This is a genomic window from Micromonospora psammae (genome assembly GCF_036902725.1).
Classification (GTDB): domain Bacteria; phylum Actinomycetota; class Actinomycetes; order Mycobacteriales; family Micromonosporaceae; genus Micromonospora.
Window position 1 is genome coordinate 521,823 of the sequence record NZ_JBAKHM010000002.1, and the last position, 13,983, is coordinate 535,805.

The 13,983-nt window shown below is 70.0% G+C and carries 11 protein-coding genes and 1 pseudogene; 10 read left to right on the forward strand and 2 right to left on the reverse strand.

Features of this window, described 5'->3' with window-relative positions; translation table 11 throughout:
• Positions 1 to 22: 22 nt before the first annotated feature.
• A complete protein-coding gene (locus tag V6U79_RS05780; protein WP_334613761.1) occupies positions 23 to 1,060 on the reverse strand; it encodes an ABC transporter ATP-binding protein in 1,038 nt (345 codons plus the stop codon).
• Positions 1,057 to 1,328: pseudogene (locus tag V6U79_RS05785) on the reverse strand (iron ABC transporter permease); the annotation flags it as partial. The pseudogene V6U79_RS05785 and the gene V6U79_RS05780, both read right to left, overlap by 4 nt.
• A 38-nt stretch (positions 1,329 to 1,366) precedes the next feature.
• Between V6U79_RS05785 and V6U79_RS05790 the strand changes: the two are divergent.
• The 10 genes from V6U79_RS05790 (at position 1,367) to V6U79_RS05835 (ending at position 13,043) form a co-directional block, all read left to right on the forward strand.
• Positions 1,367 to 1,603 carry a hypothetical protein gene (locus V6U79_RS05790; protein WP_334521498.1) on the forward strand — a complete coding sequence of 79 codons (237 nt, stop codon included), beginning with the start codon at positions 1,367 to 1,369 and terminating at the stop codon, positions 1,601 to 1,603.
• An 83-nt stretch (positions 1,604 to 1,686) separates the two neighbouring features.
• Positions 1,687 to 1,851, forward strand: a complete 165-nt coding sequence (locus V6U79_RS05795) for a hypothetical protein (RefSeq protein ID WP_334521496.1) — start codon at positions 1,687 to 1,689, stop codon at positions 1,849 to 1,851.
• A 94-nt stretch (positions 1,852 to 1,945) separates the two neighbouring features.
• Complete coding sequence (locus V6U79_RS05800) at positions 1,946 to 2,218, forward strand: ATP-binding protein (protein ID WP_334613762.1); 273 nt, start codon at positions 1,946 to 1,948, stop codon at positions 2,216 to 2,218.
• A gap of 768 nt (positions 2,219 to 2,986) precedes the next feature.
• A complete protein-coding gene (locus tag V6U79_RS05805) occupies positions 2,987 to 3,796 on the forward strand; it encodes a sigma-70 family RNA polymerase sigma factor (protein WP_334613764.1) in 810 nt (269 codons plus the stop codon).
• Complete coding sequence (locus tag V6U79_RS05810; protein WP_334613765.1) at positions 3,793 to 6,264, forward strand: tetratricopeptide repeat protein; 2,472 nt, start codon at positions 3,793 to 3,795, stop codon at positions 6,262 to 6,264. Before V6U79_RS05805 ends, V6U79_RS05810 begins: the two co-directional genes overlap by 4 nt.
• Positions 6,265 to 6,724: 460 nt before the next feature.
• Complete coding sequence (locus V6U79_RS05815; RefSeq protein WP_334613766.1) at positions 6,725 to 7,606, forward strand: alpha/beta fold hydrolase; 882 nt, start codon at positions 6,725 to 6,727, stop codon at positions 7,604 to 7,606.
• 465 nt (positions 7,607 to 8,071) lie between these two features.
• Positions 8,072 to 8,896, forward strand: coding sequence for a PP2C family protein-serine/threonine phosphatase (locus V6U79_RS05820; RefSeq protein WP_334613768.1), 825 nt, complete (start codon positions 8,072 to 8,074; stop codon positions 8,894 to 8,896).
• A gap of 245 nt (positions 8,897 to 9,141) precedes the next feature.
• Complete coding sequence (locus V6U79_RS05825) at positions 9,142 to 11,787, forward strand: AfsR/SARP family transcriptional regulator (protein WP_334613770.1); 2,646 nt, start codon at positions 9,142 to 9,144, stop codon at positions 11,785 to 11,787.
• A gap of 76 nt (positions 11,788 to 11,863) precedes the next feature.
• The gene (locus V6U79_RS05830) at positions 11,864 to 12,277 is read left to right on the forward strand and encodes a cupin domain-containing protein (protein WP_334521477.1); all 414 of its coding nucleotides are present in this window, start codon (positions 11,864 to 11,866) and stop codon (positions 12,275 to 12,277) included.
• A 556-nt stretch (positions 12,278 to 12,833) separates the two neighbouring features.
• Complete coding sequence (locus tag V6U79_RS05835) at positions 12,834 to 13,043, forward strand: hypothetical protein (protein ID WP_334613771.1); 210 nt, start codon at positions 12,834 to 12,836, stop codon at positions 13,041 to 13,043.
• Positions 13,044 to 13,983: the final 940 nt, after the last annotated feature.

The window sequence follows — 13,983 nt, forward strand, 5'->3', positions numbered from 1 at the left end:
CGCGTACTCCCCGTCCCGTGGCTCAGGACCGGGCTGATTCCGGCAGGACGTGAACGGTGCCGTGGACGGTGAGACGGACGGAGGTGCCCGCTGCGTAGGCCGCCGGCTGGTCGAGGATCCGGGCAGTGATGCGGGTGTCGTCCTGCAGTTGCAGGTCCACCACGGCGTCGTGTCCGTGGAACAGGTGGTTGCGCACGGTCGCGGGTACGCCAGGTGCGCTGGCGGCGTGCAGGCGCACCTGTTCGGGTCGGACCAGTACGGTGACGTCGCCCTGGTGCGAGGCGGCCAGGGGAAGTGCGCCAAGCGGGGCGTGGGCCGTGCGGCCGTTGGCGGTGGCTCTGAGAAGGTTGGTGTCGCCGACGAATGCGGCCACCCACCGGTCGGCCGGTGCGTGGTAGAGGTCGTACGGGCTGCCGGTCTGCCTGACCTTGCCCCCGTGCATGACGGCGACCTGGTCGGCGATGGACAGCGCCTCGGCCTGGTCTTGGGTGACGAGGACGGCGGTGGCGTTGTCGGCGTGCAGTGCGGTGCGGATGTCGGTGCGCAGGTCGGCGCGGAGGCTGGCGTCGAGGGCCGTGAACGGTTCGTCCAGCAGGATCAGCGGTGGGCGTGGTGCCAGGGCGCGGGCGACGGCGACGCGCTGCTGCTGGCCGCCGGAAAGCTGGTGAGGCATCCGCTTGCCGTAGCCGGCGAGACCGACCAGGGCGAGGACCTCCTCGATGCGACCGCTGCGGCGGGCGGCACGGTCGAGGCCGTAGCCGACGTTGCCGGCCACGTCCAGGTGGGGGAAGAGTGCGCCGTCCTGCGCCATGACGGCGACGCGTCGCCGGTGCGGGGCTACGTGCAGGCCCGGTGCGGCCACCCGTACGTCGCCGACGTGGATCTCTCCGGCGTCGAGGCGTTCGAAGCCGACGATGCAGCGCAGCAGGGTCGTCTTGCCGCAGCCCGATGGGCTCAGTACCGCGGTCAGGGTTCCCGCCGCGACGGTCAGCTCCGCTCCGCGGAGAGCCTGGACCGGTCCGTCACGTTTGCTGGCGGCGTGGACGGAAAGCGTGGTCATCGTGGGTCTTTCGGGGTGAGTGTTCGCCGGGCCAGGATCAGCGTGGGGCCGGCCGACAGCAGGACGAGCAGCGCGGCGTAGGGGCACCGGCGGCGTAGGCGGCCACGGACGTGTGCGTCCACAGCTCGGTGGCCAGGGTGTCGGTGCCGGTGGGGCGCAACAGGAGGGTGGCGGGCAGTTCCTTCATGCAGGTCAGGAAGACCAGCGCCGCGCCGGCGCCAATGCCGCGGGGCTGACCCACGAGCTCAACAACCCGGCGGCGGCCGCGGTCCGGCCACCGCCGCGCTGCGCGGCCGAGTCGCCAAGATGCGCCGGAAGCTCGCGATGATCGCCGACGGTCGGCTCGACGGGCGGCGCCTGCACGACCTCGTCGCCCTTCAGGAGGAGGCGGTCAAGCGGGCTACCGACGCGCCGGCCCTGACTCCGCTGGTGGCCGACGACGCCGAGTACGAGCTCGGCGACTGGCTGGACGACCGCCGCGTCCGGGGGCCTGGGGACTCGCCCCGACGCTGGTCGCCGCCGGCATCGACATCGAGTGGCTGAACCGGGTCGACGCCGCGGTCGGCGCCGACGACCTGGCCTCGGCGATCGACTGGATCGCCTACACGATCGACACCCAACTGCTGATGGGCGAGATCGACGACGCGGTCTCCCGGATCTCCGGCCTGGTCGGCGCTGCCAAGCAGTACTCCCAGCTGGATCGGGCGCCCCACCAGACCATCGATGTCCACGAGCTGCTCGACGCCACCCTGGTCATGCTCCAGGCCAAGATCCCATCCGGGTGCGGTTGATGAAGGAGTACGACGAGACCCTGCCCGCCAGCCCGGCGTACGCGGCCGAACTCACCAGGTCTCGACCAACCTGATCGACAACGCGCTCGCCGCGATGGGTGGCACCGGCACGCTCACGGTGCACACCAGCCGCAACGAGGACCGGCTGATCGTGGAGATCCGCGACACCGGGGCGGAGATTCCTCCGGAGGTACGGCCGCGGATCCTCGAGCCGTTCCTCACCACCAAATCGGTCGGCGAGGGGACCGGTCTCGAGCTGGACATCTCCTGCCGGATCGTTGTCAACAAGCACGATGGGGACATCCGGGTGCAGTCCGAGCCCGGCGACACCAGGATGATCGTGCTGCTGCCGATGAGGCGCGGGTGACGGTGGTGGCATCGCCGCCTTCGCTGCCGGACTGGGCGGTTGCCGCCAGCAGCATCCGGGGGTCGAACTCTCCACGACAATGCCGCCTGGTGCAGGAGACCCGCACAGCGGTGCCGATCTACCCGCTCGTGAGCGACTGGCTTGGCAGACAGCGGAGTGCGGCGACATCATGACGCGGTCAGCCCGCAACGTGCGATAGTCCCGGCGTCGGCTTGCTCGGTCTGCAATGGCAGGCCGGCGCCGCCGCCGGGCGCAGCACGGCTCGGGCAGCCATCCGCTGCGCGGGCGCACCGTCGTGCGTTGCACCCGCCTCATCTCCCTGCTGCCGGATGGTCACCCCCTGAAGCGCTGAGTGTGTGACGGCCGCGCTGAGCAGGTGGGGACCGTAGTGACGACCGGAGGCTCGCAGCCTCGATCCGGTCACCCAGGTTGCGCTGGAATGAATGTGACCGGTCGGTAGCGAAGCCCCATACCGTGCAGCCTGACGGTCATGGCAGACAACCGTCGCCGACTGCCGTGAGGCGACTGATCCTCACCATTCTTCTTCCGATAGCCAAATCTCGCTTCCGGGCGGAGAAGTGGCGTTTTCCGGCGGGCGAAGCCGCCGGTGGCAAGCAAGAACCAGCCGATCGTGGCGATATGCGTTTATGTATCCGTCCACCAGTTGAGACAGCGCGGCCGCGGAAATCGTGACAGCCGCGTGGTGACAGTCACTGGTGGGGCCCCGGATTGGGATTTTGCGCTTCCCCCGGCTCACGATTGAGCCTGTTGGCAGCCGCGGCGTGCTGGGAGCGGGGGCGGGAAATGGCGGCCTGTAGTGCCAATCGCGCGCCGGCTCAGGCGGACGATCTCGAGGAGGCCGCGGCGGTCTTCACGAGCGTGCGGCCACGCCTGTTCGGGATTGCGTATCGCATGCGCAGCAGCGTGGCCGAGGCCGAGGATCTGGTGCAGGAGGTGTGGCTCCGGTGGCAGACCTGCGACCGCGGCGTGGCGGTCGACCCGGCCGCGTTCCTGGTGAAGACGACGACCAGGCTGGCCATCAACGCACTGCAGTCGGCGCGGGTGCGGCGCGAGACGTACATCGGGCCGTGGCGCCCGGAACCCGTCGACACGAGCGCGGACCTGTGCCTGGGCGCCGAGCGCGGGGAGGCCCTGGAGTTCGCGGCGCTGCTACTGATGGAGAAGCTCACGCCCAACGAACGCGCCGCGTATGTCCTGCGGGAGGCCTTCGACTACCCGTACGCGCAGGTTGCCTGCGTCCTGCAGTCGACCGTACCCGCGGTGCGGCAGCTGGTCAGCCGGGCGCGCAAGCACATGACGCAGGAGAGGCGCACGCCGGCCAGCGCGGCCGCGCAGCGGGAACTGCTGCATCGATCAGGTGCTGTGGATGACGAACCTGGAGAAGACCAGAGCGGTCTCCGGACCGGCCTGACCCGGGAGGTCAGGAACCAGCCTGCTACCCGGTCCAGGTGTCCGGAAGAGCTTGCCCAGTCGGCCGCGGTCCTGCTGTGCGGGCAACCGGACATTGACCTGACCATCGCCCGTGGCGCGGCCCACGTGCCGGCCCTGTGGCCATGATGACGTTGAACTGGTCACCAGTACGCGGCGAAAATGATCTTGACGATAATCCGAAACGTTTGGGAGGTGTGGTGGCTGGTTCTCCGTTCGGGCAGCGGTTGCGGGAGTTCCGGCAGCTGGCGGAGATGACCCTCGAGAATCTGTCCGAGGCGTCCGGGGTGAGTTGTCGGGCGATCAGTGACATGGAGCGGGGGCACAGCCGCGCGCCACAGAAGCGGACGTTGGCGGCGTTGGCCGACGCGCTGAAGCTCGGCGACGAGGATCGTGCCGGCCTGGTCGAGCTGGCGCGTTGCGGGCGGTCGGAGAGCCGGGTCGGGCGGCCTCCGGTAGGTGAGCTGCCGCGGGGGGTCAATGACTTCGTGGGTCGGGCGCGTGAGTTGGAGTTGCTCCGCCGCCACGCAATGTCGGCGTCTGCCGATGGGTCGATGCTGGTGGCGGTGGTGCACGGCCAGCCGGGGTTGGGGAAGACGGCGTTCGCGGTCCGGGCGGCTGAGCAGTTGCGTGAGGTGTTCACCGACGGGCAGTTCTACCTGGATCTCCGGGGTACGGATCCCGTGCCGATGACGGTCGGCGAGGCGTTGCTGCGGCTGCTGCGGGCGCTGGACGTCAACCCGCGCAGGATCGCTGAGGATGAGCAGGAGCGAGCCAGCCAGCTGCGAGCGATTCTGCGGGATCGGCGGTGTCTGCTGGTGTTGGACAACGCAGCGGATGAGAGTCAGGTGCGACCGTTGCTGCCGGGTCTGGGTACGGGAATGGTGGTGGTGACCAGTCGTCGATTGTTGGGCGGTTTGGAGGGGGTGGTGCGGGTCGGGTTGGCACCGCTGACATCGGGCGAGTCCGCTGTCCTGTTGCGGGCGATCGTGGGGGAGTCGGATCGGGCGGCCGGGCAGGAGATCGGCACCGTGGCCCGGTTGTGTGGCCACCTGCCGTTGGCGTTGCGGATCGCCGGTACGCGGATGGCGAGTCGACCGGGGTGGACGATGGGGCATCTGGCGGAGCGGCTGGGGGACGCGGATCGCCGGTTGGCGAACCTCTCGGTGGGGGATCTGGGGGTGGCGGCGGCGTTCGCGTTGTCGTACGCGCAGTTGTCCGATCCGGCGAAGGTGATGTTCCGACGGCTCGCGCACGTGCCAGGGGTCGATTTCGCCGCTCCGATCGCTGCGGTGCTCGCCGAGGTCGATCTCTGTGACGCCGGGAATCAGTTGGATGAGTTGGTTGACCTTGGCCTGCTGCAGCCCGAAGGGTTCGATCGTTACCGGTTCCATGACCTGATCCGGCTCTTCGCGGCCGACCGGCTGCGCGGCGAGGAGCCGGCGGAGGTCAGGACGGCCACCGAGCGTCGGATGGTGGATTGGTTGTTGGAGACGGCGATCGTCGCGGGCCGGTGGTTCGAGCCGGGGTTCGGCACGCCACCGGATGACTGGCAGGGTCTGGTTTCCATGGCCACGCCGGAGCAGGCGCAGAGCTGGTTGCAGGTCGAGGCGGACAGTTGGCTGGCCGCGTTGCGGTCGGCGGCCGCCGCCGAGCAGCACCAACGGGTCGTGGACGTGGCCGAGGCGATGCACTGGTACTCGGACCGCCGGATCCATTGGAGACACTCGTCGGAGGTCTACCGCCTGTCCCATGTGGCTGCTTCCCAGCTGCCTGACCGTCGGCAGGAAATCACCCACATCAACTACTACGCCTGGGCTGTTTCCACCTGTGAGCGGCGCTACGAGGAGAGCGCGGCACTGGCGCTGAAGGCCTACCGGCTTGCCGGGAAGCTCGGGGACACGAAGGAACAAGCCAACGCGCTGCACTACACGGCCCGTGCTTGGCGGATGGGCGGCAATTTCGAGAAGGCCATAAAGGCGTACCACCGCGGCCTGGTTCTGGCCGACGCCGCCGGCAACCACGACGGATACGTCCAGATTCGCGTTGGACTGGGGCAGACGTTCATCGAGTTCGGCAGATTGGGCGAGGCGCTGACCGAGTTCCGGGGTGTGCTGCGGGAGGTCGACACGCGACCGGTCGCCCCCGCATCGGCGCGGGTAGCTCGGATGACGGCCCGGACGGCGATCGCCAGGTGCCTGGCCGACATGAAGCGCTGGCCGGAGGCGCTCGACGAGGCGACGCGGGCACTACCCCTGGCCACCGACCACGGCCCGAGTTTCACCGGACGGATCCACCTGACGCTGGGCCGGGCACACTCCGCCCTCGGCGCGACCGACAAGGCCCGCTACCACCTGGCCCACGCGGTCAAGCTGCTGGAGGACGGCGGTGAGGACCGAAAGCCCACCAAGCCTGGACTCTCACCGGTCGATCCTTCACCTCCACCCTGCGCCATGATCCTGTGTGAAGTGGAGATCCCCATGCGGGCATGGCATCGAGGCATGGCCTTACATGCACATGTGGGCGCCCCCTGTGCGCTCCAGCGAGCCAGGGCGATCAGTTCAGCGAAGGCCGAACTGGCGGCCCTTGACGCCTAGCCCGCCCTCACGCAGTTGTGTCTCTGCATGGTTGGCCTGACGCCGCCAGTTGCTTGACGCCAGTCGACGATCGCTCGACCTGCGTACGCGGGCCAGGTGTGCCTGGCTATCCCGATGCCGCGCCCACAGAGGTGGACGACTGACCGCCGGCACTCACTGGTTTGCCACCGCTCCCGCACTCGGCCTCCCCAGCGTTCCTCACGGGGCCGATCCGCGTGTACTCCGGGTCCCGGGGCCGCTGCCGGTGTCCCGCTGATCCGACACGCTCCGGTCAGCCGGTCACCACACTCGCACGTCACTGGAACCACACTCCGGCCTCCTAGCGTGGTGTCATCGAAGGCGGAGAAAGCCCTTCACCGGCCCTTCTGGCGCATCACGCTGGAATGACCATGGCCCAGACGGCCACGTTGCGCCTGGAATGGTCGCAACTTCCGGGGCAATGAGGGGGAACGAGAAGCGCGTGGGCGACGGACTGGCACAAGGCACACACACCGTGACGGTGTGTGGGGTCGATCAGCGCTTTCATGTGGCCGGTAGCGGCCCGGTGTGTGTCGTGTACCCCGGCGGTCCCGGCGTGAGCTGGGACTATCTGCGGATGCCGGAGCTCGAGGAGCACATGCAGCTCGTCTATATCGAGCCGATCGGGACCGGTCGGTCCGGTCGGCTCGCTGATCCGCGTGGCTACTGCTGTGACACGTACGTGGCATTCCTGGACGCGGTCGTCTCCCAGCTCGACACGGATCCGGTGTTCCTGCTCGGCCATGGGTACGGCGGCCTCGTCGTGCAGCGCTACGGGCTCGACCACCCGGCCCGGGTCGCCGGGCTGGTCCTGTACGGGACTTCTCCCGTGACCGACGAGCAGTTCCGGCAATCGGCTGTGGCCGAGATGATCGCCTTTCCGGCCCGCCACCCAGGCCGCCGAATGGAGGCCGACGCGGTCGTGGGCGCGTTTGAGGGTGCGCTGACCGCTACCGACGACGAGACCTTCGTCCGCTGCCTGCAGGGCGCGTGGCCCGCCTACCTCGCCGACTACTGGGCGCACGAGGAAACCTTCGCGCCGGTCCGGGCCCGCCTGCGCGGCTGGGCCGAGCCCCAGCGGGGCGGGGAAGCCGTGCCGTTCGACGTCCGGGCGGAGCTGGGCCGGATCGAAGCGCCGACTCTGATCCTGGCCGGTGCCCACGATCCTCTCTTCGGCCCACATTGGGCCGCGATGCTGCACGAGGGCGTTGCGCACTCGGGCCTGATCGTCTTTCAGCACAGCGGCAACCTGGCACACATCGAGCAGCCGGCAGCGTTCACGGGCGCGGTCGCTGACTTCATGTACCTGGTCGGCGCGGAGTGACCGAGGCGGGTCAGCCGGGGCGCGATGCGTCAGGGACACCCTGCTCAAAGCCGCTGTGGTAGAGGACCCGCGGGCACCGGTCGAACGTCGCCGACCGCGGCTGCACCCGGGTCGAGGACCGGCGCCGCTGCTCACTGAACATCAACTGCTTCAGCACTTCCAGCTCGTAGCGTCGACGGCTGTTCCAGTGAGTCCGTCGAGGGGTCCCCGGGTGAATGACGTGAGCCCGAGTGGAAGCGGGACCTCGCCAGGGCGCGGCTCGTCCCGGAGCCGGGGGACCGTACGACCTCACTCCGAGGTCCTCAGGAAGTCGCCACGTATCAGAGGAGGATTCGCCATGCCGAACAGCGACGAGCCCGGGGCAGACGGGCAGCACCGCGACACACCGCGCCGGAAGGGCGAGGCGGTGCACCGACAAGACGTCCGGCACGGGCACCCGGCATACCCGGACGCGACGGAGCGGTCGTGATCGAACCCCTGCGAACAGCGGACCGGCCCTGGCTGGCGGTTCCTCATCCAGCGCAGGCAACGGTGAGGAGCGGAGTCGCACGCAACAGCGACCAGGAACCGCTGTCCCACGGGGCGCAACTGGCGCGTGAGCAGCAGATCAGCCACACGCTGCAACACGCCATCCAGCCGGTCACCAGCGTCGTCAGGCACCTCGGCGGCCTGCAGGTCGCCGTGCGATGCCACGGCGCCGACCCCGCGCTGCGCATCGGCGGCGACTGGTACCTGATTCTGCCGCTGGCCAACGGAGATCTGGTCCTGGCCGTGGGCGACGTCGGCGGTCACGGAGCGGGCGCCATCGAGGCCATGATCGGGCTGCGGTACGCGACGGTGGCGTACGCCGCCGAGGGCCACCCACCGGCAACGATCCTGTCCCGGCTCAACACACTGCTGTGCGGCGCCGACCACGGGACAACCGCGACCGCTGTCGTCGCGACATACCGGCCGAGCACGGGCCAGCTCCTCTGGGCGCGCGCCGGGCATCCACCGCTGCTGCTGGCCGACCATCACCGCGTGACACGCCTGCCCAACCCTCGAGGGCCGCTGCTGGGGGTCTTCCCGGCGCCGCCGTTCACGCAGGAGTCCCGCCAGCTGCTACCGGGGCACTCGGTGCTGCTCTACACCGACGGCATGATCAAGCGGGGGACCTTCGACGACGGTATCGACCTGCTGGCCGATCGGATCACCGGCGTCGACGGGCACCCGGCAGCGATCGTCGACCGGCTCGATTTCGACGCCGCCCGCGACGACGCTTGTGCACTACTGGCGCAACGCGTAGCTTGATCGACCGCCGATGACCGTCGACATCCTGCACCACCTCGCCGAGCGGGACGGCACGACGGTGCGCCGGCGGTTCCGACAATGCCGGCTGCAGGGTCTGGGCTGGGGCCCTCGACGTCCGAGCAGACCCGCACGAAGAATTCGTTTCTGCGTTAATTCTGCCTGGTATGGGGATGACACCGCTGGTTGAATCGGTGTATGAGCTGGTCCGTCCCGGGGCGGCCGGGGGCGGACGGCGAAGGCGGGTCATGACTGAGTCGGCATTGGCAGTGCGGTTCACCATCCTGGGCCCGGTTGGAGCCCGGCGCGGTGACGCCGATCTCGAACTCGGTGGCCGTCAACAGCGGCTGGTGCTCGCCCTGCTGCTGGCTCACGGCGGATCGGTGGTCGGCCTCACGGACCTGGTCGACACCATCTGGAATCAGGCCCCGCCGACAAGCGCCGTCAACGTCGTCCATCGCTACATCGGCACCCTACGGAGGCTGATCGAGCCCGACCTGCCGGTACGCGCCGTCGGTACCTACCTCACCCGGCATGCGGCGGGATACCAACTGCGGGTCGACGAGGAGTCGCTCGATCTGCTGCGCTTCCGTCGCCTGGTAGCCCAGGCCCGGCAGGCGCCCGAGACCGGCCCGGCCGTACGGCTCTACACCGAGGCGCTGGCACTGTGGCGCGGTTCCTGCACGATGGGCCTGGATCCGGACTCGCGCGCCCATCCGGCCTTCGCCGGGATAGATGCCGAGTACTCGCAGGTCGTCCGGGATGCTGCGGACACTGCCCGGCGTGGCGGTCAGGCGCGCCTGGTGATCCCGGCGCTCCGCCAGGCGGCCGGGCAGAACCCACTCGACGAGGCGCTGCAGGCCCGCCTCGTCCTCGCGCTGGCCGCCGACGGCCGGCAGGCCGAGGCCCTGGAAACCTTCCAGGAGGTCCGCCGGCGGCTCGGCGATGAACTGGGCATCGACCCCAGCCCCGAGCTGCTCGATGCCTACGACCGCCTGCTGCACCAGCGCACCTCGGCCGAATGGTGGGGCGCGCCACCACCGCTCGGAACAGTCGCCGCCAGCCCGCTCGCCCACTCGCGCGCCGACGGCGAGGAAGCGATCGGGCCAGTGAACCCACCGCCGACACCAGCTCAGCTGCCGCCGGACCACCCGTTCTTCGGCGGCCGGACAGACATCCTGACCCGGGCACAGGCGCTGCTCGAGGAGGACCGGCGGCACGGGCGGGCCACCGTGGCGCTGGCCCTCGACGGGATGCCGGGCGTCGGCAAGACCACGCTCGCGATCCGTCTGGGACACCTTCTCGCGGCCGGGTACCCGGACGGGCAGCTCTACGCCGACCTACGCGGCTTCGCCGCCCAGGACTCTGCGATGTGCCCCGTCGAGGCGCTCCGTGGATTTCTGAGCTCGCTCGGCGTACCGCGGGAGACCGCGCCGACCGAACTGCACGCGCTGGCCGGACTCTACCGCAGCATCCTCGCCGGGCGGCGGGTCCTGATCGTGCTCGACAACTGCCGAGACTTCGAGCAGGTGAGGCATCTGCTGCCCGGCACCCCCGGCAGCCTGGCCATCGTGACCAGCCGTAACCGGCTCACCGACCTGATCACCACCGGTGGGGCCCATCCCTTGCCGGTGGACCTGCCGCCGCCCGACGAGGCGGGGGAGTACCTGGTCCGGCGGCTGGGCGCCGAGCGGATCGCCGCAGAGCCGGTAGCGGTCGGTGAAATCATCGCCAGCTGTGGGCGACTGCCGCTGGCCCTCGCCCAGGTTGCCGCTCGTGCCGCGGCCCTACCAGCAACACGGCTCGCAGAGATCGCCGCAGAACTAGCGGCACCGCGCAGCCGCCTCGACAGCTTCAGTGGAAGCGCTGAGACGAGCTTGACGGAGGCGTTCTCCTGGTCGTATCGAGCGCTCAGCCAGCCGGCGGCACGCCTGTTCCGGCTACTGGCACTGCACCCCGGCCCCGATTTGACCGCGGATGTGGCGGCAAGCCTCGCCGGTGTCGATCCGCCCACCGGCACAACCCTCATGGCGGAGCTGGCCACGCACATGCTCACCCAGATCCGGTCCGGCCGGCATCAGGTACACCACCTGGTGCGGGCGTACGCCGCCGGCCTCAGCGACGAGGAGGACACACCGCACGAGCGTGGCGCCGCAATCAGGCGCCTGTTCGACCACTACCGCTCCTCGGCGTACCACGCCCACCTGCAGTTCGATCCGCAACTCCCCGCGCCCGAGCCACCGGCGCCCGGACCCGGGGTGACACCGCTGCGCTTCGCCGGCCACGATGAGGCGATGGCCTGGTTCGAGGCCGAACAACGGGTCCTCGCAGCCGTTGTCGAGCAGGCCGGCGCGCAGGGAGCCTCCCGGGTCGCCTGGCACGTCGCGCGCACCATGCAGAACTTCCTGGACTTGACCGGCGGGACGTTGGACCTGGCGGCGACCAGGCGCAGCGGGCTCGCCCGGGCGACCGCCGACGGCGATCCACAGGCGCAGGCCCACGTGCAGCGCAGTCTGGCCGGAGCGTTGTACCGGCTGCACGACCTCGACCAGGCGATGGAGCACCTCCAGCGGGCGCGAGACCTGGTGAAACGGCTCGAAGATCTGCAGGGCGCTCGCCAGGTGGAACTGAACTCGCCGCACACCCGTAGGGAACAGCTTCCGCACGAGGAAGCGATCCCACAAAGCCCTCGCGCGCTCGCGTCGTTCAGAACCGCCGACAAGCGCAACCAGGCACAGGCGATGCCGGCCATCGCCAGCAGCATGGCGGCGTTGGACCGCCACGGTCGAGTCGATCGGCCGCGGCAGTACGAGGATCACCCGGTAGGAGTGCCGACTCGTCAGCTGAGTGCCTCATCCGCTCGGGCGACCGGATCTCCGGCGGTCCCCGGGTAGGTGCGCCGCGTAGGGCTGTCACAAACAGGACGGACGTCTTGTCCTTCCTGTAGAAACTCTCGTTTTGGAGGAATACATGAGCGCTGAGCAGGCACACCTGCCCCCAGGCGTTGAGGTGATCACGACTCTGCCGGAGGCGGCGGCCCTGATCCCGGCGGGCGCCGAGGCCAGGACGATCCGGGTCACCCTGTCGCCCGGTGACCCCGGTGCGCCGCCGCACCGGCACCCCGGGCCGGTCTTCGGCTACGTGACCCAGGGCGAGGTCCTCTTCGAGCTGGAGGGGCAGCCGCCCCGGGTGCTCAAGGCCGGTGACGCCCTGTTCGAACCCGGGGGCGACGTGATCCACTACCAGGGCGCCAACAACCTTGCGGACGCACAGTCGCAGCTGGTGGTGACCATGTTCGCGCCGCCGGGTACCCCGGTTCTGACCGTGGTCAGCGCGGAGGAGCTGGCCGAACGACGACACCTGCGAGTTACCCAGCCACGATGAGCACCAGGAGATCGGCGGCTCGGGGTGATGGTCGCCCCGGTGCGCCGCGATGGGTGCGACCCGCTAGGCGATACCGAGCGCAAATCAGATGAATCAGTGGCCCGGCTCGCCGCCAGCGGCGAGCCGGGCCACTGCCTCGGCGGGCGTGTCGTCGTAGCCTGGCCGGGCCAAGAGCTCGTCGTAGCCTGGCCGCTCCACGCCTCCGGCGCGGGCAGTCCGAAGACATCTACATCGCGGTACCGCACCAGGTCCTGCCCTTGCGGACGCCACACCTCGATTGCGTTGACGCGGCGCCCGGTGGCAGCGGCCGGGATGTCGTGCTGTCGCTCGGGCAGGGCCGCGTCCTGTCCTACCAGGTACGTCGCCTCCTTGACCTGTCGAAGGGCTACTCGGGTAATCGGCGGCCGTCCTGGTAGAGCAGCCTGCGGAACCGTGGCCCGCAGCTGCACCTGGTGGCGAGCCGCAGTCTCCCCGCGCCGTGATCGTCATGCCCGTCGACGACCAGGCGCGGCGGCAGCCCGCCGCTGCCCGGCACGCCCTCAACCGCGGCTAACACGTGACCGCCGTCGCCCCGGGCATGGTGGCGCTGCGGCTGGTCCTCAACGGGCAAGCCGCCTTCGTGATCGCGGCGCAGGCCCTCGACCTGCCGGAGGTGCAGATCGCGGACCAGCCGCCGCCGGTGGTGCCCCGGCCACGCACCTCTCCGGATGTCGTCCCGCCCCAGCCGCCGCAGGCCACGCGAGCGCATCCCAGGTGCGAGACGTGACGCACCTGGCGACCCCGAGCGCTAGGAGTGATGTGGACCCGTGGCGGTGCTGGAGCTGCGGCCGGTGGTGGCCGATGCCATGGGCCTGCCGACGGTGCCGGCGCGACCGACGGCGGCTGCGCCGGGACTACCTGCGCCGGGCCGCCGCCCAGGACGCGCTCCGCGACATGACCCGACCAGACCGCGACCAGACGTAACGCCGCACACCCGACCGGCGCAGGTAGACCGGAATGCCGGTGCGAGCGTCCAGATGACAGGGGCGGACCACCCGACCCCTCCCCGGCCTGCCGGCGGGTGGTTCCGCCCCTGTCGTACCTGATGGCCATCGACCAGCGCGAGTACGGTGCCCGGCATGACGGCCCCCGCCGACCGCCGCGACGACCAGGCGGGCATCCCCGCCCAGCACACCCCCGAGGCGCCCGCAGGGTCCACCGCACCCTAGCCGGCCAGCCCACCCCCCGCCGGTCGCGGCGCCGCCTCTGGATCGCCGCCGCCGTGGTGGTCGCGCTGACCTTGGTCGGCGGGGTCGTCCACATGCTCGTGCCGACCGCTGAGGAAGAGGCGACCGAGCGCTGCCACGACGCCAGCCGGGACAAGCTGTTCTCCCCGTCGACCACGGTGTTCGCCGAGGACGTGCAGTAGAACCAACACGCCGCGGTGTACCGGGTCGTGGGGGATTTGGACGCGCAGAACAGGGTCAGCGGGACGTTGCGTGGGGAAGTACTACTGTTTCCCGCGGCACGAGGACGACGGCAGCGGGACCACGCTCGATGCGAGGGTCATCAGCCCCTGACGCTGCCGTGCCGTGCAGGAAGGTTCAGCGGGTGGTGCACGTGCCCTCGCTGCCGTAGGCAGAACGGCTGGTCCTCGCCGAGTTGTCCGGCGTCGCCGGCCGCTACGGCACCGGCAGCGACCGGGATGCGGATCCGGGCCAGGCGAT

Coding starts and splice junctions, on each gene's coding strand:
- V6U79_RS05780 (WP_334613761.1), bottom strand. CDS start 1,060: ATGACCACGCTTTCCGTCCACGCCGCCAGCAAACGTGACGGACCGGTC.
- V6U79_RS05790 (WP_334521498.1), top strand. CDS start 1,367: ATGCGCCGGAAGCTCGCGATGATCGCCGACGGTCGGCTCGACGGGCGG.
- V6U79_RS05795 (WP_334521496.1), top strand. CDS start 1,687: ATGGGCGAGATCGACGACGCGGTCTCCCGGATCTCCGGCCTGGTCGGC.
- V6U79_RS05800 (WP_334613762.1), top strand. CDS start 1,946: ATGGGTGGCACCGGCACGCTCACGGTGCACACCAGCCGCAACGAGGAC.
- V6U79_RS05810 (WP_334613765.1), top strand. CDS start 3,793: ATGATGACGTTGAACTGGTCACCAGTACGCGGCGAAAATGATCTTGAC.
- V6U79_RS05825 (WP_334613770.1), top strand. CDS start 9,142: ATGACTGAGTCGGCATTGGCAGTGCGGTTCACCATCCTGGGCCCGGTT.
- V6U79_RS05830 (WP_334521477.1), top strand. CDS start 11,864: ATGAGCGCTGAGCAGGCACACCTGCCCCCAGGCGTTGAGGTGATCACG.